General features: G+C 63.8%; 22 protein-coding genes. 8 read left to right on the forward strand and 14 right to left on the reverse strand.

The features are described 5' to 3' along the window. Nucleotides 1-40: 40 nt before the first annotated feature. Both G9C89_RS00125 and G9C89_RS00130 read left to right on the forward strand, forming a co-directional pair. Nucleotides 41-796: a substrate-binding periplasmic protein gene (locus G9C89_RS00125; protein WP_172143331.1), complete on the forward strand. Its 756-nt coding sequence runs from the start codon at nucleotides 41-43 to the stop codon at nucleotides 794-796. A 75-nt stretch (nucleotides 797-871) separates the two neighbouring features. Further along, entirely contained in the window at nucleotides 872-1627 is a 756-nt protein-coding gene (locus G9C89_RS00130; RefSeq protein WP_172143332.1) for a substrate-binding periplasmic protein, read from the forward strand. Nucleotides 1628-1818: 191 nt separating this feature from the next. On the opposite strand, the gene G9C89_RS00135 is transcribed toward G9C89_RS00130, so the two are convergent. The 3 genes from G9C89_RS00135 to gpmI form a co-directional block, all read right to left on the reverse strand. After that, nucleotides 1819-3126 carry a S41 family peptidase gene (locus G9C89_RS00135; protein ID WP_172143333.1) on the reverse strand — a complete coding sequence of 436 codons (1308 nt, stop codon included), beginning with the start codon at nucleotides 3124-3126 and terminating at the stop codon, nucleotides 1819-1821. Nucleotides 3127-3160: 34 nt separating this feature from the next. Next, nucleotides 3161-4411 carry a murein hydrolase activator EnvC family protein gene (locus tag G9C89_RS00140; RefSeq protein ID WP_172143334.1) on the reverse strand — a complete coding sequence of 417 codons (1251 nt, stop codon included), beginning with the start codon at nucleotides 4409-4411 and terminating at the stop codon, nucleotides 3161-3163. Nucleotides 4412-4560: 149 nt separating this feature from the next. Further along, complete coding sequence (gpmI, locus tag G9C89_RS00145; RefSeq protein ID WP_172143335.1) at nucleotides 4561-6096, reverse strand: 2,3-bisphosphoglycerate-independent phosphoglycerate mutase; 1536 nt, start codon at nucleotides 6094-6096, stop codon at nucleotides 4561-4563. A gap of 139 nt (nucleotides 6097-6235) precedes the next feature. Between gpmI and G9C89_RS00150 the strand changes: the two genes are divergently transcribed. The 3 genes from G9C89_RS00150 (at nucleotide 6236) to secB (ending at nucleotide 7573) form a co-directional block, all read left to right on the forward strand. Continuing rightward, complete coding sequence (locus G9C89_RS00150) at nucleotides 6236-6649, forward strand: rhodanese-like domain-containing protein (protein WP_172143336.1); 414 nt, start codon at nucleotides 6236-6238, stop codon at nucleotides 6647-6649. 1 nt (nucleotide 6650) lies between these two features. Continuing rightward, nucleotides 6651-6905 carry a glutaredoxin 3 gene (gene grxC / locus G9C89_RS00155; protein WP_172143337.1) on the forward strand — a complete coding sequence of 85 codons (255 nt, stop codon included), beginning with the start codon at nucleotides 6651-6653 and terminating at the stop codon, nucleotides 6903-6905. A gap of 176 nt (nucleotides 6906-7081) precedes the next feature. Next, nucleotides 7082-7573 carry a protein-export chaperone SecB gene (secB, locus tag G9C89_RS00160; RefSeq protein WP_172143338.1) on the forward strand — a complete coding sequence of 164 codons (492 nt, stop codon included), beginning with the start codon at nucleotides 7082-7084 and terminating at the stop codon, nucleotides 7571-7573. Nucleotides 7574-7686: 113 nt separating this feature from the next. Here the strand turns inward: secB and trmL are convergent, their stop codons facing one another. Next, nucleotides 7687-8151 carry a tRNA (uridine(34)/cytosine(34)/5-carboxymethylaminomethyluridine(34)-2'-O)-methyltransferase TrmL gene (gene trmL / locus G9C89_RS00165; RefSeq protein WP_172143339.1) on the reverse strand — a complete coding sequence of 155 codons (465 nt, stop codon included), beginning with the start codon at nucleotides 8149-8151 and terminating at the stop codon, nucleotides 7687-7689. On the opposite strand from trmL, the gene G9C89_RS00170 reads away from it, so the two are divergent. Beyond that, nucleotides 8150-8590, forward strand: coding sequence for a hypothetical protein (locus G9C89_RS00170; protein ID WP_172143340.1), 441 nt, complete (start codon nucleotides 8150-8152; stop codon nucleotides 8588-8590). The genes trmL and G9C89_RS00170 overlap by 2 nt on opposite strands. A gap of 378 nt (nucleotides 8591-8968) precedes the next feature. Here G9C89_RS00170 and ntrC read toward each other — a convergent pair whose 3' ends face one another. From ntrC to glnA, 5 genes are all read right to left on the reverse strand, one after another. Continuing rightward, the gene (ntrC, locus tag G9C89_RS00175) at nucleotides 8969-10405 is read right to left on the reverse strand and encodes a nitrogen regulation protein NR(I) (protein WP_172143341.1); all 1437 of its coding nucleotides are present in this window, start codon (nucleotides 10403-10405) and stop codon (nucleotides 8969-8971) included. Then, entirely contained in the window at nucleotides 10402-11487 is a 1086-nt protein-coding gene (glnL, locus tag G9C89_RS00180) for a nitrogen regulation protein NR(II) (RefSeq protein ID WP_172143342.1), read from the reverse strand. The genes ntrC and glnL overlap by 4 nt, the downstream gene beginning before the upstream one ends. Nucleotides 11488-11681: 194 nt before the next feature. Then, a complete protein-coding gene (locus G9C89_RS00185) occupies nucleotides 11682-12296 on the reverse strand; it encodes a DUF4124 domain-containing protein (RefSeq protein WP_172143343.1) in 615 nt (204 codons plus the stop codon). Nucleotides 12297-12299: 3 nt separating this feature from the next. Further along, nucleotides 12300-12854 carry a DUF4124 domain-containing protein gene (locus G9C89_RS00190; RefSeq protein ID WP_172143344.1) on the reverse strand — a complete coding sequence of 185 codons (555 nt, stop codon included), beginning with the start codon at nucleotides 12852-12854 and terminating at the stop codon, nucleotides 12300-12302. A gap of 172 nt (nucleotides 12855-13026) precedes the next feature. Then, complete coding sequence (glnA, locus tag G9C89_RS00195; protein ID WP_172143345.1) at nucleotides 13027-14433, reverse strand: glutamate--ammonia ligase; 1407 nt, start codon at nucleotides 14431-14433, stop codon at nucleotides 13027-13029. A gap of 329 nt (nucleotides 14434-14762) precedes the next feature. On the opposite strand from glnA, the gene thiI reads away from it, so the two are divergent. Both thiI and typA read left to right on the forward strand, forming a co-directional pair. Continuing rightward, complete coding sequence (gene thiI / locus G9C89_RS00200) at nucleotides 14763-16217, forward strand: tRNA uracil 4-sulfurtransferase ThiI (protein ID WP_172143346.1); 1455 nt, start codon at nucleotides 14763-14765, stop codon at nucleotides 16215-16217. A gap of 161 nt (nucleotides 16218-16378) precedes the next feature. Beyond that, complete coding sequence (typA, locus tag G9C89_RS00205) at nucleotides 16379-18193, forward strand: translational GTPase TypA (RefSeq protein ID WP_172143347.1); 1815 nt, start codon at nucleotides 16379-16381, stop codon at nucleotides 18191-18193. 123 nt (nucleotides 18194-18316) lie between these two features. Here typA and G9C89_RS25380 read toward each other — a convergent pair whose 3' ends face one another. The 5 genes from G9C89_RS25380 to G9C89_RS00230 are packed head-to-tail and all read right to left on the reverse strand — an operon-like array spanning nucleotide 18317 to nucleotide 24103. Continuing rightward, nucleotides 18317-19810, reverse strand: coding sequence for a right-handed parallel beta-helix repeat-containing protein (locus tag G9C89_RS25380; protein ID WP_172143348.1), 1494 nt, complete (start codon nucleotides 19808-19810; stop codon nucleotides 18317-18319). 16 nt (nucleotides 19811-19826) lie between these two features. Further along, nucleotides 19827-20942, reverse strand: coding sequence for a polysaccharide lyase (locus G9C89_RS00215; RefSeq protein WP_172143349.1), 1116 nt, complete (start codon nucleotides 20940-20942; stop codon nucleotides 19827-19829). After that, nucleotides 20933-22321, reverse strand: a complete 1389-nt coding sequence (locus G9C89_RS00220; protein WP_172143350.1) for an alginate O-acetyltransferase AlgX-related protein — start codon at nucleotides 22319-22321, stop codon at nucleotides 20933-20935. The genes G9C89_RS00215 and G9C89_RS00220 overlap by 10 nt, the downstream gene beginning before the upstream one ends. Nucleotides 22322-22327: 6 nt before the next feature. Continuing rightward, nucleotides 22328-22981 carry an alginate O-acetyltransferase AlgF gene (locus G9C89_RS00225; protein WP_256674079.1) on the reverse strand — a complete coding sequence of 218 codons (654 nt, stop codon included), beginning with the start codon at nucleotides 22979-22981 and terminating at the stop codon, nucleotides 22328-22330. Nucleotides 22982-22993: 12 nt separating this feature from the next. Next, entirely contained in the window at nucleotides 22994-24103 is a 1110-nt protein-coding gene (locus G9C89_RS00230; protein WP_172143351.1) for an alginate O-acetyltransferase AlgX-related protein, read from the reverse strand. Nucleotides 24104-24106 lie beyond the last annotated feature (3 nt).

The raw sequence follows: 24106 nt of genomic DNA on the forward strand, positions 1-24106 counted from the left end.
CCAGAACTGTCCTGCCTTCACCCGCATAAAGAGAATGCACATGCACAAACGCCTGCTGTTTGCGCTGGCCGGTGTCGTATTCGGGCTGAGCACCAGCGCTCACGCCGAATTGGCGCCGGACTACCGCGTGGTTTTGCTCACCGAGAACTTCCCGCCCTACAACATGGCGGTCAACGGCAAGAACTTCGCCCAGGAAGACAAACTTGACGGTATAGCGGTGGATATCGTGCGCGAGATGTTCAAGCGTGCCGGCGTCAACTACAGCATGACCCTGCGCTTCCCCTGGGATCGCATCTACAAGCTGGCGCTGGAGAAGCCGGACTACGGCGTGTTCGTCACCGCCCGGTTGCCCGAGCGTGAAGCGCTGTTCAAGTGGGTCGGGCCGATCGGTCCGGACGACTGGGTATTGCTGGGGCGGGGCGACAGCACTATCACGCTGGGCAGCCTGGCAGAGGCCAAGCAGTACAGAGTCGGCGCCTACAAGGGTGATGCCATCGCCGACCATCTGCAACAACAGGGGCTGCAACCGGTCACCGTATTGCGTGATCAACAGAACGCCAGGAAGCTCATGGCCGAGCAGATCGACCTGTGGGCCACCGGCGATCCCGCCGGACGTTACCTGGCGAAACAGGAAGGTGTCTCCGGGCTGAAAACCATCCTGCGGTTCGACAGTGCCGAGTTGTACCTGGCCCTCAACAAGGCTGTACCCGACGAAGTGGTACAGAAGCTGCAGGCCGAATTGGACCGGATGCGCGACGAAGGCTTTGTCGACGACATCCTCAACAGTTATCTGTAAAACAGGACTCAGCAGTCTGGCCACGAGCCGGGCTGCCGCTGGCCATAATCCCCACACCTGCGAGCGGGAAGACTAATGTTGAAAATCATAAAAAGCAGTCTGTTGTTCGGCCTTTTCTTCAGCGCCTGCGCGGCCCATGCCGAGTTGCCCTATGGCTACAAGGTGGTGCTGCTGACCGAGAACTTCCCGCCGTTCAATATGTCGGTCGACGACAAGAACTTCGCCCGTGACGACGGCATCGACGGCATCAGCGCCGAGATCGTCCGTGCCATGTTCAAGCGCGCCAAGATCGACTACAGCCTGAGCCTGCGCTTTCCCTGGGATCGGCTGTACCGCCTGACCCTGGACAAGCCCAACTATGGGTTGTTCTCCACCACCTTTACCCCGGAGCGCCAGCCGCTGTTCAAGTGGGTGGGGCCGATTGCCAACACCGGCTGGGTGCTGCTTGCCGCGCCAGGCAACAACCTCAGTGTGGCGAGCTTGAAAGAGGCCGGGCAATACAAGGTCGGCGCCTACAAGAACGATGCGGTCAGCCAGCACCTGGAAAGCCAGGGGCTGCAGCCGATCAATGCGCTGCGCGACCAGGAAAACGTCAAGAAGCTGCTCAGCGGCAAGATCGATCTGTGGGCCACCACCGACCCGGTTGGCCGCTACCTGGCCAAGCAGGAGGGCGTCAGCGGCCTGACCACCGTACTGCGCTTCAAGGAGGCCGAGCTGTACCTGGCGCTGAACAAGGACACCCCGGATGAGGTGGTGCAGCGCTTGCAGAAGGCGCTGGACGAGTTGCGCAGCGAAGGCTTCGTCGAGGACATGACCAACAGCTATCTGTAGCCGCTAATCGGCGTCAAAAAGCCCGGCCTTGAGTGATCAAGGCCGGGCTTTTTGCTGGTCATCTGTACGCTTGTTGGGCTGTGACGAACTACCTGTAGGCGCGGCGGTGGCGCCCAGTTCCATGGCCGCGATTGCGGTTTCGCGGGCATGGCCCGCTCCTACGGGCAGCAGGCTGCTTGCTTGGGATGGAGTCAATCGCCGCGGGTGACGCTCAGGCCTTTGAGCAGATTGAGCGCCTGGCTCAGTTGGTAGTCGTCATCCTGTGGCCGTTCCGGTTTGCTGGCTTTGCCCTGGCTCGGTTTGTCCGCGCCGCCGTTGCCGTTGCCCAGGTGGCCCTGCAGGTCGGCTTCCTTGATGTTGGCGTCATCCTGTTCGCGGGTCAGCTTGGCACGTGCCACCTCGATGTCCGGCACTATGCCCTGGGCCTGGATCGAGCGGCCGTTGGGGGTGTAGTAGAGCGCGGTGGTGAGTTTCAGGGCGCTGTCGTTGTTCAGCGGCAGCACGGTTTGCACCGAGCCCTTGCCGAAGCTGTCGGTGCCCATCAGCACGCCGCGCTTGTGATCTTGCAGGGCGCCGGCGACGATTTCCGAGGCCGAGGCGCTGCCGCCATTGATCAGCACCACCAGCGGCACGCCTTCGCTGGCATCTGCCGGGTCGGCAGAGAAACGCAATTCGGAGTTGGCGATGCGCCCTTCGGTGTAGACGATCAGGCCTTTCTTGAGGAAGTGGTCGGATACCTCGACCGCAGCCTGGAGTACGCCGCCGGGGTTGTTGCGCAGATCCAGCACCAGGCCACGCAGCTTCTTGCCGTTGTCCTTGCGCAGCTTGTTCAGGGCCTTGCCGACTTCTTCGCCGGTGTTGACCTGGAACTGGGAGATGCGCACATAGCCGTAGCCGTCCTCGAGCAACTGGCTCTTGACGCTCCTGACCTTGATCACCGCGCGGGTCAGTTCCACATCGAAGGGCTTGCCGCCCTCGCGCACCAGGGTCAGGAGGATCTTGCTGCCGGCTTCGCCGCGCATCTTGTCCACGGCTTCCACCATCGACAGGCCCTTGGTCGGCTGGCCGTCGATCTTGACGATCAGGTCGCCCGGCTGGATCCCGGCTTTCGAGGCCGGGGTGTCGTCGATCGGTGAGACCACCTTGACGAAACCGTCTTCCATGCCGACTTCGATGCCCAGGCCACCGAACTCGCCGCTGGTGCTTTCCTGCAGCTCGCGGAAGGTTTGCGGGTCGAGGTAGGCGGAGTGCGGGTCGAGATTGCTGAGCATGCCCTTGATCGCATTTTCCAGCAGGGTCTTGTCGCTGACGGGCTCGACATAGGCAGCCTTGATGCGATCCATCACCTCGGCGAAGGTGCGCAGCTCGTCCAGCGGCAGCGGCGCCTTGTCGTTCGCGATGGCCGCCGCTGGCGGCGTTTCTGCGGCCTGCAGCAGGTGAGGGCCGCCGAGCAAGGCGATAGCCAGGGCCAGAGAGGTGAGGCGAGACAGATGCGGCATGTCGAACTAACTCCTAGAGAGGTGAGCGCAGCGCTTATCCTTGCGTGCGGCACCATTGTGCAGGGTCGCTGGGGCGGCCCTGCTGGCGAATCGCGAAATACAGCGCGGGAGTGTCTTGCCCGCCGCTGGTGCCGACCGTGGCGATGGGCTCGCCGGCGTTGACTACGTCGCCGGCGTCTTTGAGCAGGCTTTGGTTGTGTCCGTACAGGCTCAGGTAGCCATTGCCATGGTCGAGAATGACCAGAAGCCCGGCACCGCGCAACCAGTCGGCGAAGACCACGCGGCCGCCATGCACGGCGCGGACCTGGCTGCCGGCGCTGGCGCCGATCAGTACGCCATCCCACTTGGTCCGAGCGTCAGCGCCGCGCGGGGTTCCGTAGCGGGCGACCAAGCGGCCATCGACCGGCCAGGGCAACTTGCCACGCGCCTGGGCGAAAGGCCCGCCATAAGTGCTGCCGGAGCTGACCAGCGGGCCGCTGTCAGGGCTGCTGGCGGCTGCCGTGCTGCTGCGCTGTTGCTCGCGCGCGGCGATCAGGGCCTGTTGCCGCGCCTGTTCGGCTTCCCGTGCCTGGCGGGCCAGGGTCGCTTCGATGGTTTTCAGGACCCGGGCCATTTGCGCCTGCTCCTGCTGGCGGGCCTTGAGCTTGTGGTCGCGGGCGGAATACTCCTGGTTCAGTTTGGCCAGGGCCGACTGGCGTTCCTTGCGCGCCTCGGCGAGGTGCTCGGTGCGAGCGTCCAGGCTGCTTTTCTGCTCTAGCAGCTGGTTCTGCTGGTTGACGATGTCCTGCTCGACGTTGGCCAGCTGGCGCAAGGTTTCGTTGAACGTGGCCAACTGCTCCATGCGCGCTTCGCTGAGGTAGTCGTAATAGGTCAGGGTGCGCGAGAATTTTTCCGGATTCTGCTGGTTCAGCAGCAATTTCAGGTATTCCTGGCGGCCGCTCTGGTAGGCGGCGCGGGCCTGAATGCCGATCAGCCGTTGTTGCTCGAGGCGCGCGTCATGGAGTTTTTTTTTCTCCTGATTGAGGCGCTGGATTTCCACCTCGCCGTCTTTCAGGCTTTTTTGCAGTTCCTTGACCTGTTTTTCCAGCTCGCCCATTTCGGTTTCGGTCTTGCGCAGGTCTTTCTGCACGCCGGATTTGTCCTGCTGCAACTTCTCCAGCAGCTTTTTCAGCTCGGCCACGTCGCTGCGGGCGGCTTCCAGCTGTTTCTGGGCGTCGGCTTTCTCGTCGGCAAACGCCGGAGTCAGCAGGCAGGCGAGGAAAATCAGGGCAAGGAGGCGAAACATGGTACTGGCGACACCTGGGCGGGAGACGGGCCTAGTATGCCTAAAAAAACAGTTGCAAGCTGCAAGATGCGTTGGCCGGTCGGTGCTGCTGTCAGTCCCGGGGTTGCTGGGTTGTTGGGCTGCGCGGAGCTCAGCCCAACCTACACAGGCTACTTCAGCTGAATGATGCTGGTGCCGGTCATTTCCTGCGGGATGGGCAGGCCCAGCAGGGTCAGCATGGTCGGCGCCACGTCGGCCAGCACGCCGCCTTCGCGGATGCTCAGCTGGCGCTTGCCGATGTAGATGAAGGGCACCGGCTCGCAGGTGTGGGCGGTGTGCACCTGGCCGGTGCAGGCATCCTCCATCTGCTCGACGTTGCCGTGGTCGGCGGTGAGCAGGGCTTCGCCGCCGACCTTGTCCAGCGCCGCGACGATGCGCCCGACGCAGCTGTCCAGGAACTCCACGGCCTTGACCGCGGCGTCGAACACGCCGGTATGGCCGACCATGTCGCCGTTGGCGTAGTTGACGATGATCACGTCATAACGCTGTTGCTCGATCGCCTCGACGATCCGGTCGGTGACCTCCGCTGCGCTCATCTCGGGCTGCAGGTCGTAGGTGGCGACGTTCGGCGACGGGATCAGGATGCGCTCCTCGCCCTCGAACGGTTCTTCGCGCCCGCCGGAGAAGAAGAAGGTGACGTGGGCGTATTTCTCGGTCTCGGCGATCCGCAGCTGGGTCTTGCCGTTCTTCGCCAGGTATTCGCCGAGCACATTGGTCAGGCTGGCCGGGGCGAAGGCGCTGGGCGCCGGAATGCTCGCGGCGTACTGGGTGAGCGTGACGAAGTCGGCCAGTTGCGGCAGGCGCGCGCGCGGGAAGTCCTGGAAATCGGCTTCGACGAAGGCTCGGGTCAGTTCGCGGGCGCGGTCGGCGCGGAAGTTCATGAACACCACGGCGTCGCCATCCTCGACCTTGACCGGCTCGCCGAGGGTGGTGGCCTTGACGAACTCGTCGTTCTCGCCGCGGGCGTAGGCGGCCTGCAGGCCTTCGAGCGCGTTGCTGGCGTTGAACTGGCCCTGACCGTTGACGATCAGGTTGTAGGCCTGCTCGACGCGGTCCCAGCGGTTGTCGCGGTCCATGGCGAAGTAGCGGCCGATCAGGCTGGCGATGCGGCCCTTGCCGAGCCTGGCGAAGGTGCTGTCGAGCAGTTCGATGAAGGCCTGGGCGCTTTTCGGCGGGGTATCGCGACCGTCGAGGAAGGCGTGCAGATAGATCTTATCGGCGCCGCGCTGGGCGGCCAGCTCGGCCATGGCGACCAGATGATCCTGGTGGCTGTGCACGCCGCCGTCGGACAGCAGGCCGAGGATGTGCACGGCCTTGCCGGCACTCACCGCCTGATCCACGGCGCGGGTGATCGCCGGATTGCCGAAGAATTCGCCATCGCGGATGGCCTTGGTCACCCGGGTGAAGTCCTGGTACACCACGCGGCCGGCGCCGAGGTTCATGTGGCCGACCTCGGAATTGCCCATCTGGCCGTCCGGCAGGCCGACGTCCATGCCTGAGCCTGAGATCAGGCTGTGCGGCTGGGTGGCGCGCAGGTGGTCGTAGACCGGCGTGTTGGCGGCATGGATGGCGTTGTATTCGGTGCTGTCGCTGTGACCGAAGCCGTCGAGAATGATCAGGACCAAAGGTTTGGGCGTGGCGCTCATTAATCTGGCTCGCTGTGCATGAAGGCAAAAAGGCCGGGCATTTTAAGGCCTGGTGTCGGATCCGTCACCGCTGGGCGGGGTGTGGCCGACCTGTGGGGCTGTGTATACTGCCGGGATTTTACCGTCCCGGAACCACCTCATGCTTGCCAATCTGATTGAATTTGCCTCTACCCACTATGTATTGAGCGGATTGTTCGTTGTTCTGCTGGCTCTGCTGATCTTCACGGAGCTGCGTAAAGGCGGGCAAAGCCTGAGCAGCCGCGAGCTGACCGCCCTGATCAACAGCGAGCAAGGCCTGGTGCTGGATGTACGTGGGCAGAAGGATTTCTCTGCCGGCCATATCGTCGGCGCCCTGCACATCCCCTATGAAAAAGTCGCCAGTCGCATCGCCGAGCTGGAAAAGCACAAAGGCAAGACCCTGGTCGTGGTCGATGCCATGGGCCAGCATGCCGGAACGGTCAGCCGTGACCTGAAGAAGGCCGGTTTCAATGCCGCCAAACTGTCTGGCGGCATTGCCAGCTGGCGTGGCGACAACCTGCCATTGGTGAAGTGATATGTCTGCCGTCGTCATTTATTCCAGCGATTGGTGCCCCTACTGCATGCGCGCCAAGCAGTTGCTGGCGCAGAAGGGCGTGGACTTCGATGAAATCAAGGTCGACGGCAAGCCTGAGGTGCGCGCGGAGATGACCCGCAAGGCGCAGCGCACCTCGGTGCCGCAGATCTGGATCGGCAGCAGCCATGTTGGTGGTTGCGACGATCTGTATGCCCTGGAGCGCGCTGGCAAGCTGGATGCGCTGCTCGAGGCTTAGTAAAACCGTTGAAAAACCACTGCGGGCTTCGCGCGCTATGCGGCGTTGCAACGTAGCGAAGCGGACTATCGGCGACGGCCAGGCGAGTCGCCCAGCCGCGCCTGGCAGTCGCTCGCGACATTTTTCAATGGCCTGGTTAGTACCCTCTCATCTATCTACGACAAGAAGGCTTTGCCATGACTGAACAAGCTAGCAACGGCGCCGCCGCCCAGGGCGAACAGAATCCGCAGTTTTCCCTGCAGCGCATCTATGTCCGCGACCTGTCCTTCGAGGCGCCGAAGAGCCCGGAAATCTTCCGTCAGGAATGGACGCCGAGCGTTGCCCTGGACCTGAATACCCGGCAGAAGCCGCTGGATGGCGACTTCCACGAAGTGGTGCTGACCCTCTCGGTTACCGTGAAGAATGGCGAGGAAACCGCCTTCATCGCCGAAGTCCAGCAAGCCGGGATCTTCCTGGTCAAGGGCCTGGACGCCGCCTCCATGAGCCACACCCTGGGTGCGTTCTGCCCGAACATCCTGTTCCCGTACGCGCGCGAAACCCTGGACAGCCTGGTCGTGCGTGGCTCCTTCCCGGCACTGATGCTGGCGCCGGTGAACTTCGACGCGCTCTACGCGCAGGAATTGCAGCGCATCCAGCAGCAGGCTGCCGAGGCCGCTCCGGCCCACTAAGGCTTCACAGCCCGGGTCGACAAAAGCGCCTTGCGGGGCGCTTTTTTGTGCGTGGCAGGCTGCCGAGGCGGTGGTGCGCACGGCGCACCCTACTCGGATAGCGCTGCAGCTTTTTATTGCGCTACGGCGAAATCCTGCTGGCGCCAGGCCTCGTAGACTGCCACTGCGACGGTATTGGACAGGTTCAGGCTGCGACAGCCTGCGCGCATCGGCAGGCGCAGGCACTGTTCGGCGGGTAGGCCGTCGCGGATGTCCTGGGGCAGGCCGCGGCTTTCCGGGCCGAACAGAAAGGCGTCGCCGGGCTGGTAGCGCACCTGGTGATAGAGCTGGGAACCTTTGGTGGTGAAGGCGAAGACTCGCGGCTGGCCGAGGCTCTCCAGGCAGCCGGGCAGATCGGCGTGGCGCTGCAGGCTGGCGTACTCGTGGTAGTCGAGGCCGGCGCGGCGCAGGCGCTTGTCATCCAGCTCGAAGCCCAGTGGCTCGATCAGGTGCAGATGGCAGCCGCTGTTGGCGCAGAGCCTGATAATGTTGCCGGTATTCGGTGGAATTTCCGGTTGAAAGAGGATCACGTGAAACATGCGCGGCTCCAAGCCTGAAGACGGTCGGCATTCTACTCCTGATCCGGGTCCGCGGCCGCGTCCCTGGGCGCGGGTGATCGGCTCCCTGGCGCTGTTCGGCTTTCTGATCGGACTGATGATCGGCCGTATGTTGCAGCCCGACCCCCTGCGGCTGGCGAGTGTCGAGGTGGCGGAGCAGGGGCTGCAGCTGTGGTTCAACGTCGAGCCGAAGGTGCGTGCCGATCACATCGAGGGGGCCTTTTTCCTGCGCGTCGAGAGCCTGGGCCGTGAGCAGCAGGGGCAGTTGCGCCTGCAGGGCAGGGTCGTCAATTGGCGGGTGCGGCGCGAGGGGCGGGAGTTGCTGCTGCGCATGGTGGCGGCCCGTCCGCTACGCGGCGAGTGGCGCGCCGAGGAGCTGGACGGGCGCTGGCGGCTGACTGTCAGCCTGGCGTACGAATAAAAGAGGGGAATCCCCGGCCTGCCTGTACCAAGGTCCCCGAAACTGGGATTGCTTAAGCATATGCAGACTGTGTGCCAGTTTTATTACGGCGGCGCAAAGCCCCGGTTTTGCTGGGCTGCGGCGCTGTCGCCGGGAGTCGGGGCGCTGTGCCCCCGGGCAAAAATGTTCCTTGCCTGTGCATTCGGGGGCATCCGGGTGCCGATTCGGAGCATGGGCCGAAACCCTGGGTTCCAATTGGCCGTGGCGATGGCCCAGAGCCGGCGCATGGCTCAGCTTTAGCCTTCACTCTTGCCGGCTGAAGGGCCGGTGCGTGCTGCAACGGCCTGCCAGGAAGCAAAAAAACGGGCCGCGGCCCGTTCTTCTGTATCCAGTCGGCTATCAGCTGTCGTCGCTGTCGTCGTCGTCGGCGCTATCGACCTTCATGCCCAGTTCCTTGATCTTGCGGGTCAGGGTGTTGCGGCCCCAGCCCAGCAACAGGGCGGCATCACGGCGGCGGCCGGCGGTGTGCTTGAGCGCCGTTTCGATCATGATCCGCTCGAAAGCCGGTACTGCGCTGTCGAGCAGGTCCGACTGGCCGCGGGCCAGGGCCTGGTCGGCCCATTGGCGCAGGGCCTGTTCCCAGTTGCTCACCGGTGCACTGTCCTGTGGCTGGCTGAGCAGTTCCGGGGGCAGGTCGCCGACATGCACCTCGCGCCCGGAGGCCATCACGGTGATCCAGCGGCAGGTGTTCTCCAGCTGGCGCACGTTGCCCGGCCAGGACAGGTTGCGCAGGTAGTCCTCGGTCTCGCTTTTCAGCAGCTTGGGTTCGACGGCCAGTTCCAGCGCGGCGCGGGCGAGGAAGTGGCGGGCCAGGGTCGGGATGTCTTCACGGCGGTCGGCCAGGCGCGGGATGTGGATGCGGATGACGTTGAGGCGGTGGAACAGGTCTTCGCGGAACTTGCCGTCGTGCACCAGGGTTTCCAGGTTCTGGTGGGTGGCGGCGATGATCCGCACATCCACCTTGACCGGCGTGTGGCCGCCGACCCGGTAGAACTCGCCATCGGCCAGCACACGCAGCAGGCGGGTCTGGGTGTCGGCCGGCATGTCGCCGATCTCGTCGAGGAACAGGGTGCCGCCGTCGGCTTGTTCGAAGCGCCCGCGGCGCTGGTTGGCGGCGCCGGTGAAGGCGCCTTTTTCGTGGCCGAACAGCTCGGATTCCATCAGGTCTTTCGGGATCGCCGCCATGTTCAGCGCGATAAAGGGCGAGGCGGCCCGCGGGCTGTGTCGGTGCAGGGCGTGGGCGACCAGCTCCTTGCCGGTGCCGGATTCGCCGTTGATCAATACCGTGATATTGGAGTGGGAGAGCCGGCCGATGGCGCGAAACACCTCCTGCATGGCCGGCGCTTCGCCGATGATTTCCGGCGTGCGTGCCTGTTCGACGGGCACCTGCAAGCCTTGCTGCTCCTGCGCGTGCTGATAGGCGCGCTTGACCAGGGAGACCGCTTCATCGACGTCGAACGGCTTGGGCAGGTACTCGAAGGCGCCGCCCTGATAGGACGCCACGGCGCTGTCCAGGTCGGAATGGGCGGTCATGATGATCACCGGCAGGCGCGGGTAGAGTTCGCGGATCCGCGCCAGCAGTTCCAGGCCGCTGGAGCCGGGCATGCGGATGTCGGAGACGATCACGTCCGGTTGTTGCCGGCCGAGGTGGTTGAGCACGCCGTCGGCGCTGTCGAAGCTCTGGGTGGTCATGCCTTCCTGTTGCAGGGCTTTTTCCAGAACCCAGCGGATGGAACGGTCGTCGTCGACGATCCATACGGTTTCACTGCGACTCATGACGGAGTTACTCCTTGTTCAAGCGGCAGGAAGATCGAGAACACGGTGTGACCAGGATGGCTCTCGCACTCGATCAGGCCCTGATGCTGACTAATGATGTTCTGGGTTATCGCCAGGCCCAGCCCGGTGCCGTCGGCACGCCCGCTGACCATGGGATAGAAGATGGTGTCCTGCAGTTCGGCCGGGATGCCCGGGCCGTTGTCGATGATTTCCAGGCGGGCCACCAGGCGATGACGGATATGGCCGATGGTGAACTGACGCAGGGTGCGGGTGCGCAGGGTGATGCGGCCCAGGCGCAGTTCGTTCTGCGAGCCGATCGCCTGCATGGCATTGCGCACGATATTGAGCACGGCCTGGATCATCTGTTCGCGATCGATCAGGACGTCGGGGATGCTCGGGTCATAATCACGCACCAAAATGATGCTGCCCTGGCTTTCTGCCTCGACCAGGCTGCCGACCCGTTCCAGCACTTCGTGCACGTTGGTCATCGCTAGCGACGGCAGCTTGTTCGAGCCGAGCATGCGGTCGACCAGATTGCGCAGGCGGTCGGCTTCTTCGATGATGACGTTGGTGTAGTCCTTGAGGTCTTCGTCCGGCAGCTCGCGGGCGAGTAACTGGGCGGCGCCGCGAATGCCGCCAAGCGGGTTCTTGATCTCGTGGGCCAGGCCGCGCACCAGCATCTTGGTGGTTTCCTGCTTGGACAGCTGCGCTTCTTCCTTGGTGATGCGCAGCAGCCGGTCGCGTGGATGCACCTCCAGCAGCAGCAGGGTTTCGCCGCGATTGAGGATCGGCGTTACCGCGTAATCGACGGTGAGGGTCTGGCCGGTGACGGCGGTGAGCACCGCCTCGCGCTTGTTGAACGGATGCGCCTCTTCGACCGCCTGGCGTAGCGCGCTCAGGGCCTCGGCCGACTCGGTGAACAGCTCGCTGATGAACTGTCCGTGGCTGCGCTGGCCGCTGACGGCCAGGAGCATTTCCGCCGCCGGGTTCATGTACTCAAGGCGCAGGTCGGCATTGAGCAGCAGGGTGGCGGTGGTCAGGTTGTCCAGTAGCAGGCGGTGCAGTGCGTCATTGATAGTCATAGGCAGAGGCTTCCGGCAATGCAGCAGGAAAATGCAAGAAGCAAACCAAAGCCCCTAAAAGACGCGCGGAATCAGCAGTGGCGGCAACTTGGGGGCGTTTTGGTTCGGCAGTCGGGCGGGCGGGCGAACCAAAATAGGGAATGCATAGTCGGTGGTGCAACATGTTGCACTAATATGGTGCGCTATCTGCGCGATCAGATAAAGGGCACGAAGGGGATGTCTTGCTTTTCCGCCGGTTTGTCCTTGAGCGGGCATTCCAGGCGCACGCCGTAATCGACTTGCTTGCAGGGCCTGACCAGGCGTTTCTGCGCCAGGGTACTACGCAGCATATGCAGCGGCTGGTTGGGGGTGCGTTCCAGGGTGCGGCCCTGGGCGTCGACGATTTCCACGGCCAACTGGTGGGTGCCGCGGTCGATATTCTCCAGCGGAAAAACCGGGCTGCGTCCGCTTTCGCCTGTCGCTTGGCCATCCAGTAGCAGGCGAAAGCTGTGGCCGCTATGCAGTGCCGGCTCGCTGGTGGCGGTGACGATCAGGTTGCCGGCGTTGTCGCGGATAGTCGCGTCGGGCTGCGGCACCAGGATCCGTAGCATCTGGTAGCCCGGTGCCGGCGCGCTGGGGGGCGCCACTGCTGGCGGCGGCTCGCTGATCACGCTGTGCATGCCGTTGCTGGGCGGCAACTGGATGAGTTCGGCATTACTCTGCCGAGGTTTGTCGGTGAATACCCGGTTACCTTCGGCGTCTATATAGGTGTAGACCTGGGCGGCAGCCGGCAAGCTGGCCAGCAACAGGCAAAGCAGTAGGTTGCGCATGGTTCAGGGGGCCGGTTTGGGTTTGGCAGGTGGTGGGCGTAGCGCCGGGCTGCTGGTGTTGACCCGTTGCACGGTGAACATCACGGTAGCGCTCTGTTGAATCGGCTGGTCGCCGCTGAGTACCTCGACCGCCAGGCTGTGTTCGCCGCGGTCGATATTGGTCAATTGCAGGCGCGGCACATTGCTTGGCTGGCCGTAGGGTTGGCCATCCAGCAGCAGGCGCAGGCGGTGATTGGACGCCAGGCGTGGCTCCAGTTCAACCCCGACACTGAAGGTGCCAGCGTTGGCGCGCAGTGCTTCGGCGCTGGGCAGGTCGCTCAATTGCAGGAGTCGATAGGGCGCTGCGGTCGTGGTTTCGCCGCTATCGCTGGCCGTGGGCGGGGTCGGTGCTTGGGCTTCCACGGTGTTGGTCGGTGGCAGTTCGACGGGTTGCGCCGCCACGCCTTGCGGCGGCTGATTGGTGAATACGGAATTGCCGTTGGCATCGGTGTATTTGTAGATCTGTGCGCTGGCCGGTAGTGCCAGGCCCAGCAGCAGGCAGGTGAGTATCCGGCGCATGGCCAATCTCCCGATGGATGTACTGCTAAGACTTGCATTGGCAGGTCGCGCTGGCAAGGGTGCTGGTGTGGCGATCAGGACTGGCGCAACAAATTGACTGTCCAGCGTAAATGCCCGCTGAACAGCCACAAAAAAGGCCACCCGAAGGTGGCCTCTTGTCTTGCTTGCCGGTTTAGACGCTGTAGTACAGGTCGTATTCCAGCGGGTGTACGAAGGTGCGTACCTTGATTTCTTCTTCGCTCTTCAGCTCGAGGTAAGCGTCGATGAAGTCGTCGGAGAATACGCCGCCCTTGGTCAGGAACGCGCGGCCCTTGTCCAGCTCTTCCAGGGCTTCTTTCAGGCTGCCGCAAACCTGCGGGATCAGCTTGCCTTCTTCCGGCGGCAGGTCATACAGGTTCTTGTCCGCAGCGTCGCCAGGGTGGATCTTGTTCTGGATGCCGTCCAGGCCAGCCATCAGCAGGGCGGCGAAGGCCAGGTACGGGTTGGCAGCCGGATCCGGGAAGCGGGCTTCGATGCGGCGGGCTTTCGGGCTGGAAACGTACGGGATACGGATCGAGGCGGAGCGGTTGCGTGCCGAGTAGGCCAGCATCACCGGGGCTTCGAAGCCCGGGACCAGACGCTTGTAGGAGTTGGTCGACGGGTTGGTGAAGCCGTTCAGGGCCTTACCGTGCTTGATGATGCCGCCGATGAAGTACAGGGCGGTATCGGACAGGCCGGCATAGCCTTCGCCGGCGAAGGTGTTCTTGCCGTCTTTGGCGATCGACAGGTGCACGTGCATACCCGAACCGTTGTCGCCATACAGCGGCTTCGGCATGAAGGTAGCGGTCTTGCCGTAGGCGTCGGCGACGTTGTGCACGCAGTACTTCAGGGTCTGAACTTCGTCAGCCTTGGCCACCAGGGTGTTGAACTTGACGCCGATTTCGTTCTGGCCGGCAGTCGCCACTTCGTGGTGGTGCACTTCGATGACCAGACCCATTTCTTCCATGGCATTACACATGGCGGTACGGATTTCGTGGTCGTGGTCGAATGGCGGAACCGGGAAGTAGCCGCCTTTGACGCCCGGACGGTGGCCCTTGTTGCCGCCTTCGACGTCCTGGTCGGACATCCAGGAACCCTGTTCGGAGTAGATCTTGAACATCGAACCGGAGATGTCCGACTTGAACTTCACTTCGTCGAAGATGAAGAACTCAGGCTCCGGGCCGACGAATACGGTGTCGCCGATACCGGTGGACTTGAGGTATTCCTCGGCGCGCTTGGCGATCGAGCGCGGGTCGCGGTCATAGCCTTGCATGGTGCTCGGCTCGATGATGTCGCAGACCAGGATCAGGGTCGGCTCTTCGGTGAACGGATCGAGTACGGCGGTTTCGTCGACCGGCAGCAGAATCATGTCGGAGGCTTCGATGCCCTTCCAGCCATGAATGGACGAGCCATCGAACATTTTGCCGATTTCGAAAAAGTCTTCGTCCAGGGCGTCGCGTGCCGGCATGGTCACGTGGTGCTGTTTGCCCTTGGTATCGGTGAAGCGCAGATCAACCCACTTCACGTCGTGTTCTTTGATCAGTTGAATCGACTTCGACATGCTGTCCTCCAGGTGGATAAGGCTCGGAATGGTGAGCCCTCGATAATATGGTGCGGCCGGGCGCGATAGTCCGCCAGGATAACCTGCCTCACAAGGGAGCAAATTGCATGCCAGTGCACAAGAATGGGTTAAACGGCTGAAACTCAAGCATGACGAGGCCTGCGAATAATCAGGCTGATATTTTTTGCACCAAAATGGATCTCCATGGCTTCTATATGCACCAATAAGGCGCACTGATTTGGGGGGATGGTATTTTTGGTCAAAGCTTGCACAATTTCCGCTATAATCCGCGCCCCTGTTTTTTAGCCGTCTCGGCATGCGCCGTTTTAATGAAACTGATCGTTAAAGTCTTTCCAGAAATCACCATCAAAAGCCGGCCGGTGCGTAAGCATTTTATCCGGCAGTTGGCGAAGAACATTCGCTCGGTGCTGCGCGATCTCGATCCGCAGCTGCTGGTCAGTGGTGTGTGGGACAACCTGGAAGTCGAGACCGCGATCAGCGAGCCGAAGACGCTGCAGGCGCTGATCGAGCGGCTCGCTTGCACGCCGGGCATCACCCATTTTCTCCAGGTCGACGACTACCCGCTGGGCGACTTCGACGACGTGCTGGAAAAATGCAAACTGCACTTCGGCGACCGCTTGCCGGGCAAGATCTTCGCCGTGCGTTGCAAGCGTGCCGGCAAGCATGCCTTCAGTTCGATGGACATCGAGCGCTATGTCGGCAGCCAGTTGCGCCAGCAGTGCGGCGCTGCCGGGATCGACCTGAAGCAGCCCGAAGTCGAAGTGCGCATGGAGATCCGCGACCAGCGCCTGTTCGTCATCCACAACCAGCACCAGGGCCTGGGCGGTTACCCGCTGGGTTCGCTGGAGCAGACCCTGGTGCTGATGTCCGGCGGTTTCGATTCCACGGTCGCCGCCTATCAGATGATGCGCCGCGGCCTGGTCACCCATTTCTGCTTCTTCAACCTGGGCGGCCGTGCCCACGAGTTGGGCGTCATGGAAGTGGCCCACTACCTGTGGCAGAAGTTCGGCCGTTCCCAGCGCGTGCTGTTCATCAGCGTGCCCTTCGAGGAAGTGCTCGGCGAGATTCTCGGCAAGGTCGACAACAGCCAGATGGGCGTGATCCTCAAGCGCATGATGCTGCGTGCCGCCACGCACATGGCCGAGCAGCTGCAGATCAATGCCCTGGTCACCGGCGAGGCGATTTCCCAGGTCTCCAGCCAGACCCTGCCCAACCTCTCGGTGATCGATTCGGCCACCGACATGCTGGTGCTGCGCCCGCTGATCGCCAGCCACAAGCAGGACATCATCGACACTGCAACGGCCATCGGCACCGCCGAGTTTGCCAAGCACATGCCGGAGTATTGCGGCGTGATCTCGGTGAATCCGACCACCCGGGCGAAGAAAGAACGCATCGAACATGAAGAGCGCCAGTTCGATATGGCGATTCTCCAGCGCGCCCTCGAGCGCGCGACCTTGCTGCCGATCGACAAGGTGATCGACGAGCTGGGCAAGGACGTCAAGGTCGAGGAAGTCAGCGAAGCCCTGGCCAGTCATGTCATCATTGACATTCGTCACCCGGATAACGCCGAAGAGCGGCCATTAGAGCTGCCCGGTATCGAAGTGCAAACGCTGCCGTTCTATGCCTTGAACAGCCGCTTCAAAGAGCTGGATGCCAATCGCCAATACCTGCTGTATTGCGACAAGGGCGTCATGAGCCGTTTGCATGCCCACCACCTGCTTAGCGAGGGGTATGCCAATGTGCGCGTTTATCGTCCGGCATAAGACGCCCGGGTTGAATGGCGGAAGCATCCGTCATCGCCCTCCCGACCTGCAGGCGGGGTAAAAGCCGCTGCGCTTTTGCACCGTCTGGCCGAATTCGTATTTAGTTAATATCCGCCGCGTAAACTATGCGGCAAACCGAATCCTCTGATCGAGATACACCAGTGATCGAAAAACTACGCAACATCGCCATCATCGCCCACGTCGACCATGGCAAGACCACCCTGGTTGACGCCCTCCTGCGCCAGTCCGGCACCCTCGAGCGCAACGAGCTCGACACCGAGCGCCTGATGGACAGCAACGACCAGGAAAAAGAGCGCGGCATTACCATCCTGGCGAAAAACACCGCCATCAACTGGAATGGCCACCACATCAACATCGTCGACACCCCCGGCCACGCCGACTTCGGCGGTGAAGTCGAGCGCGTGATGTCGATGGTCGACTCGGTGCTGCTGGTGGTCGACGCCCAGGACGGTCCGATGCCGCAAACCCGCTTCGTGACCCAGAAAGCCTTCCAGGCTGGCTTGCGTCCGATCGTGGTGGTGAACAAGGTCGACCGTCCGGGCGCACGTCCGGATTGGGTGGTCGAGCAGATCTTCGACCTGTTCGACAACCTCGGCGCGACCGAAGAGCAGCTGGACTTCCCGATCGTGTACGCTTCGGCGATCAACGGTGTTGCCGGTCTGGAGCACACCGCCATGGCGGAAGACCTGGTGCCGTTGTACCAGGCCATCGTCGACCACGTGCCGGCGCCGAAAGTCGACCGCGACGGCCCGTTCCAGATGCAGATTTCCGCCCTGGACTACAACAGCTTCCTCGGCATCATCGGCGTGGGTCGTATCGCCCGTGGCCGCATCAAGCCGAACACCCAGGTGGTGGCGATCGACGTTCACGGCAAGCGCCGTAACGGTCGTATCCTCAAGCTGATGGGCCACCACGGCCTGCACCGTATCGACGTGGATGAAGCCGCCGCTGGCGACATCGTCTGCATCAGCGGTTTCGACCAGCTGTTCATCTCCGACACCCTGTGCGATCCGCAGAACGTCGAAGCCATGGTCCCGCTGTCCGTCGACGAGCCGACCGTTGCCATGACCTTCCAGGTCAACGACTCGCCGTTCTGCGGCAAGGAAGGCAAGTTCGTCACCAGCCGCAACATCAAGGAGCGTCTGGACAAGGAACTGCTGTACAACGTCGCCCTGCGCGTCGAAGAGGGCGACTCTGCCGACAAGTTCAAGGTCTCCGGCCGTGGCGAGCTGCACCTCTCGGTACTGATCGAAACCATGCGTCGCGAAGGCTTCGAGATGGGTGTCGGTCGTCCGGAAGTGATCATCAAGCTGGTCGATGGGGTCAAGCACGAACCCTATGAGAACGTCACCATCGACGTGCCGGAAGTTTCCCAGGGCGCGCTGATGGAGCAGATGGGTCTGCGCAAAGGCGACCTGACCAACATGGTTCCGGATGGCAAGGGCCGTGTGCGCCTCGAGTACAACATCCCGGCCCGTGGCCTGATCGGTTTCCGCAACGAGTTCCTCACCCTGACCTCGGGTGCCGGCATCATGACCAGCATCTTCGACCGCTACGACGTGATGAAGTCCGGCGACATGTCCGGCCGGCAGAACGGCGTACTGGTATCGGTCGCCACCGGCAAGGCGCTGACCTACTCGCTGGAAACCCTGCAGGCCCGTGGCAAGCTGTTCGTCGAGCACGGCCAGGACATCTACGAAGGGCAGATCGTCGGCCTCAACAGCCGTGACAACGACATGGGTGTGAACCCGACCAAGGGCAAGAAGCTCGACAACATGCGGGCTTCCGGCAAGGACGAAACCATCGCCCTGGTGCCGCCGGTTCGCTTCACCCTGGAACAGGCTCTGGAGTTCATCCAGGACGACGAGCTGTGCGAAGTCACGCCGAAGTCGATCCGTCTGCGCAAGAAAATCTTGGGCGAAAGCGAGCGCACCCGCGCTGCCAAGAAAGGCTGATAACCCGGCCGCATGACTGAAAAGCCCCCGTCAACCTGAGTTGGCGGGGGCTTTTTGTTGGGTGCGATCTGCGGCGGCGCAGCCTCTTTCGCCGCGCGTGCCGGCTTGCTGGATCCCCGCGTGCTAGTCGCAGCGCGCTGCTCTGGGCGGTGGCGTGATGGCCTGCGCGGTGGCAGCGATCTGTAGCTGGGCAATGCAGCCCCGCTGCACGGTGGTTTCCAGCAGCAGGCTCTGCACTGGCAACAGATCACCGGCCAGCACCACCTGGTTCACCGCCAGGCCCTCGAAACGGTTGCCGCCGAGCTGCAGATTGGTGATCCCCTGGCTGCGGATCATCGACTTGCCGATGCTCGCCAGGCGGTTGTCGAACAGGCCGATCTGGCCTGGTTGCGGTCGGACGTTGCGCAGGCTGATGGCGTATTCCGGCGAGGCGCTGATGCGGTTGCCGGCAATCAGCGCGGCGCCGATGTTCTCCGCGTCGATGCCGCTGCCATGGCTGTTGGTGATCAGGTTGCCGGCCACCAGCAGGCGGCCGCCGGCCTGCGCCGGGCGCTCCTGCAGGCGGATGCCGCTGCTGCCGCTGTTGCCGATCAGGTTGTCGCGCAGGCTGAGATCGCCGGACTGCGCCACCACCGCGATCGCCGACTTGCCACTGGCGACGATCAGGTTCTGCGTGACATCGCCGCTGCTGGCGCCACCGATGCGGATCGCGCTCTGATTGCGCACCTGCCTGATGCGGTTCTGCCGCAGGCTCAGCCGGCTGCCATGCAGGTCGATGGCGTACTGCTGGATATCCTCGAAACTGCTGTTGTCGATCAACACCAGGGCATCGTGCAGTTCGGCGCCGCTGGCCATTTCGCGCAGCTGGCTGGCACGGATCAGCAAGCGCGCCGGGCCTGTGCCCGCGCCCTGCTGCGGGCTGCGCCGGCTGCTCAGGCCGCGGGTCAGGTGGGCGTTGTAGCCGAGGCGCGCGAGGCTGGAGTGCTCGATCAGGGTCAGGCTGCCGGCCCAGGTCATGATGAAGGGACGGAACAGCCGCGGCCTGGCAGGGCCGGTGGCGCCGCTCCAGCTCTGCAGGTGGCTGCGCTGCAGCCTGAGCTGGCCCAGGTTGATCAGCGCCGCGCCGCTGCGGCTGTTCAGGTAGAGGTGGCTGTCTTCGACCAGCAGGGCGGCCTGGGCGCCGATCAGCAGCGGGTAGCTGAGCAGAAAGCCGTCCTTGTAGCGGCGGAGGATCCTCGGGTCGGCCACGGCGCGCTCCAGTTGCGCCAGGTCGATGCTCCCGGCGTCGAGCTGAAGGGCTCGCGGATGCTGGCTCTGGTAGTCGGCGATGACCTTGAACAGGCCGCTGCCGACCAGCGATTCGAACGGCCAGCTGCCGAGCTGCGCGGAGAACATCGGCGTCAGGCTGACCCTGGCCCGCCCGCTGGGCACGGCGGCTCCCAGCTGCGCGGCGGTCACGCTCGCCGTGGTGTCGGCCAGCAACTCGGCCAGCGCCTGCTGTTGCGGCTGGCTGGGCAGGGCCTCGATCCGGTGGCGGTAGAGGGATTGTGCCTGCGCCGGGGCGCTGAGCAGCAGGCCGACGAGCAAGCTGCAGGCAGATGCAGTGAGACGGCGCACGATGTCACCTCGCGGGTCAGGGAAGCGTGGGGTAGAGCGGCTTGATCCGCCCGCCGATCTGGCTGTAGGCGTCCACCTCGGCGTTTTCGGCCTGGTACAGCTGGAGCGCCAGGGCGTGCTGCGGGTAGCGGCTGAGGAAGGGCAGCAGCCAGGTCATCTTGTGCACCGGCACGGCTTCCTGGGCCTGGCCGTCCAGCTCGGGCAGGCTGCCGGCCGCCAGCACGCTGCGCACGGCGAAGTTGGCCAGTTGCTGCAGCTTGGCGCTGTCCGCGGCAGACAGGCCGGGGCCGTTGCGCTGGCTGGATTCGGCCAGCAGCATCAGCGGCACCAGGGCGTAGTGGGTGTAGTTGGCGGCCAGCCGGCCGCGGGCCAGCTCGTTGGGCAAATAGGCGTAGTCGCCATGCACCGACGGGCTGATCTGGCCCAGGGCCTGGCGGAAGTTGCGCTCGCCCCAGGCGATGTAGTCGGGCCTGTCGAGCAGCATGCCGGTGGCGGCGACGGCCCAGCCGGCCCAGTAGTCATGGTTGTTGAAGTAGGCGAAGCCGGGTTGCTGGCGCGGGCTGTAATCCTCGATCACCAGCTCGGCCAGGCGCTGCAGCCACTGCCGTTGCTCTGGCGCCAGCGGCGGCTGACCGCCACTCAGCGCCTGGGTCTTGAGCAGGGTCGAGGCGATGGCCGCCAGCGACCACTTGCGTGCGGCGATCCCGGTCTTGCTCGTCTCGCGGCTTTGCAGGGCGCCGGCCACGGCCCAGGCCTGCAGCCACTGATCGAGGCAGGCCAGGCCGACGGCGGCCTGTTGCGGCTGGTCGGCCAGCAGGTAGTAGTCGGCGAACTGCGCCAGGCGCTGGCTGTACTCGCTCAGGCGCGCGTGGATTTCGCGCGATTGCCTGGATTGCGTGGCGCTCAGGGTCGACTTGCTCGCATCGCCCTGGTCGTACTTGCTGTCGATCAGCAGCGGGCCGCTGTAGGGCGGCGGCACCCGCTTCGGACAGGTCATGCGCTGGTAGTCGCCGACCTGGCCGCTCAGCGCGGTCGGCTGCGGCGGCCAGATCGACTGGGCCTGGCTGGCGGTTGCGGCGCAGCTGAGCAGCGCCGCCAGCCAGCGCGTGGTGGATTGCGATTTCAGCGACATAGCTTGATCTCCACATGGCCGGGCTCGGTCAGCGCCTCGGTGGGTTCGAGGAACACCGAAAGCAGGTTGGCGCCGCGATACTCACTGGCCGTGCTCAGCTCCAGGTAGAACTGGCCGCCGGCGACGATCGCCTCGCGGCGGTACCAGACCTTGTCGCGCTGGCCATTGTCGTAATAGGTGATGAGGTAGAAGTCCTTGAGGTTCTTGTCGCTCAGCTGGATGTCGAGAAAACCCGCCAGGTCGCTCAGGTCGCGCCGCTGCGCGCCGCTGTTGCTGAAGATCTCGATACGCTGGTTGACCTGCAGTGGCGGCAGCGCGGTCTGCTGGCCGGCGAGCACCTCGGCCTTGGCGCAGCCGCCCTGGATGGCCGGCAGCAGTTGGCGGTAGAGCAACGGGTCTTCCAGGTGGAAACTGGCCGGCAGCTCCCAGATGATCATTTTCGGCGGCGCATCCGGCGAGTAGTCGGCCGATTGCAGGTAGTTGAGCAGCGCGCCTTCCTGGCCGGCGCCGGGCAGCGCCAGGTTGAGGATATCGACGCCGAGGTACTCCTTGAGGTAGCCGTCGAAGTTGTAGTTCTTGCTGTCGTCGTCGCGGTTGGCCGAGTTGCTGGTGCCGACCAGGATCACCTCCGGGGTCGACTCCTCCTCGAACAGCGCACTCGAGTCGTCGCCCGCCGGTACGGTCTGGAAGCCGCGCACGTACTGGAAGCCGTAGTTGTTGCCGCAGATCTTCTTCAGCGCCCGGCTCATGGTGCCGTCCTTGGGCACCATCACGCTGGGTTCGGTGCGGTAGTCCTTCTTGGTCAGGCCGGAGTAGAAGGGTTGCTGCTGCACCGCCTCGGCGACGATGCGCGCGGTGGCCTGGGCGCCGGTCGGGGTCCAGTGGTGGTCGCGGCGGAAGAAGTAGTCCGGCTGCGGCGGGCTATCCACCAGCGGCAGGATGTCCGGCACCAGCGCGCCGCCGGCGCGCAACTGGTCGAGGAAGCGGGCCAGGTTGCGCCGCGCGCTGGCGAAGTCGAAGCCGTAGGCGCTGTCGGCCCGCACCTTGTCGCGGTGCATCATGCCGCGGGTCGGTTGCACGGCAATCACCACCTGCACGTGCTTGGCGGCGAAGGCCTGGATCAGACGCTTGAACTGCGGTTGCAGCGCGGTCGGGATGCCGAAATCGTTGCTCAGGTCGACCTCCGAGCGGAACAGCCAGCTGTCCTTGCCCGGGGCGATGCGCTTCATCGATTTCATGATGCCTTCGGCATACTGGGCGTCGTCCGCCAGCCCCGGGCAAAGCAGGCAGTCGAGCGCGCACGGCGGCTCGACCGCGGCCCGCAGGGCGGGTGCGGCGAGCAGCAGCAGGCTGGCGAGGAGCAGGTAGAAAGTCTTCATGGGCGGCTACTTGATGCTGTCCAGGCCGTTCATCAGGCCGATGGTGCGGTAGCCGCCACCCTCGGCAATCACCACGTAGGAATAGGAACGGCCCTTCTTCAGGAACAGCTCGGCAAACTGGGCGACATTGCGCTCGCCGGCGTAGGCGGCGAAGCCGATCTTGATCTCGTTGACCATGCGCGTGGCGGTCTGGTTGGGCGTCACGCCGTCGACCACCGCGTGCTTGCCGTCGCGGGTCTTGAGGGCCAGCGGCTGGTCGGTGAGGTTGTAGAAGGCGATCTGCGCCTTCTTGCTGTCCTCGACGTAATTGTCGGCGATCTGCAGCAGGCTGCTGCCGTCGTAGACCAGGGTCAGCGCCGATTTTGCCGGCAGGTTGAGCGCCAGGCTGGCCTGGCCGATGGTCACCTTGTGCGCGCCCGGGGCGACGAACAGGTAGTTGCCGAGCTGGCCGCCATTGACCTTCTGCGCGGCGGTCTTGCCGCTGACCATCATCTCGGCCACCCCGGGTGCCAGGTTGAGCACCCGGATATAGGCCGAGCCGGCCGGGGCCACGGCGTCGTAGAGGGCGGCATTGCCGTCCTGGGCATGGGCCGTGGCCGGGCCGAGCAGGGCCAGGACGATCGGTAGGCTGTGCATGGCAGCAAGTAGAAAGCGCTTCATGGTGGCGGCTCCTCAGAAGAATTGATTGGCGGCGACTTGCCAGCCGCTGGTGGTCGGTTCCTCGCTGAGCAGGGTGCGCAGCGGAAACTCCCAGATCACCGTGGTGATCGCCGGGTCCTGCAGGTGTTTGCCCTCGAGGAACTGCTGCATGGCGTAGTAGGGGCCGCGCGCCTCGACGGCGGTGGTCTGCAGGTCACTCTTCAGCGACTCCTTGAGAAAGCCCGGGAAGTTCCAGTCGTCGATCTTGGTGTAGCTGGAGCCGACCAGCATGATTGGCTGCTCGGCCTCGCCGAACAGGCTGTCGGCGCTGACCTGCTGGTTGTCCTTGAGGGTTTCGAAGACCGCCAGCGGGCTCGGCTGGAAGTGTTCCGGGGCCAGTTCGCGGTTGAATTGCAGGTAGTTGCTCAGGTCGCCGGCCAGGGTCTTCTCGGCCACCTGGTGCGAGCTGTAGGCGGCGCTGCCGATCAGCTCCGGATGCTGGCGCGCCAGTTCCTGCGCGGCCAGGCGGGCGCCGAAGGGCGACCAGTGGGTATCGGTCCTGAGAAACAGCGGCTGGCGGTCCTTGTGCGCGAGGAACGCCTCGCGCAATGGCGTCGCCTCGATCCTGCTGCGCCGCAGTTGGGCGATGAAGTCGCCGTAGAGCTGCTGCGAGCGGCGGTCCGGGGTGCGCGTGGCGTACTCCGCGTAGACATCCAGTTTCATCGGCAGCGGCAGCAGGATCAGGCGCTTGTTGTGCGCCTTGAGGGTCCTCTCCACCTCGGCGATCTTCGCCACGTTGCTGCTCAGCGCCTGCTGGTAGGCATTCGGCAGGCGGTACTCCTCGTTGCTGAACAGCCAGCCCGCGCGGCCCAGCACCACGCCGCTGCTGCCTTCGCGGAACAGCAGGTATTGCGCGCTGGCCCACAGCTCGATGGACGGATCGCGCAGGAACAGACCCTTGTCGTAGTAATCCTCGAACTGGCGCAGCAGCTGGCCGCTCATGAACAGCTCGCTGGCATCGGTCCATGCCTGGGTTTTGGCGAAGCTCGCCACCCTGGGCAGCGAGTAGATCAGCATCACCCCGAGCATCAGGATGAATGCGATGCCGTTGAACTTGTGCGCGGAATTCATTACCGGAAACATGGC

The sequence above is a fragment of the Pseudomonas tumuqii genome, from assembly GCF_013184545.1.
In the GTDB taxonomy this organism is placed as follows: Bacteria; Pseudomonadota; Gammaproteobacteria; order Pseudomonadales; family Pseudomonadaceae; genus Aquipseudomonas; species Aquipseudomonas tumuqii.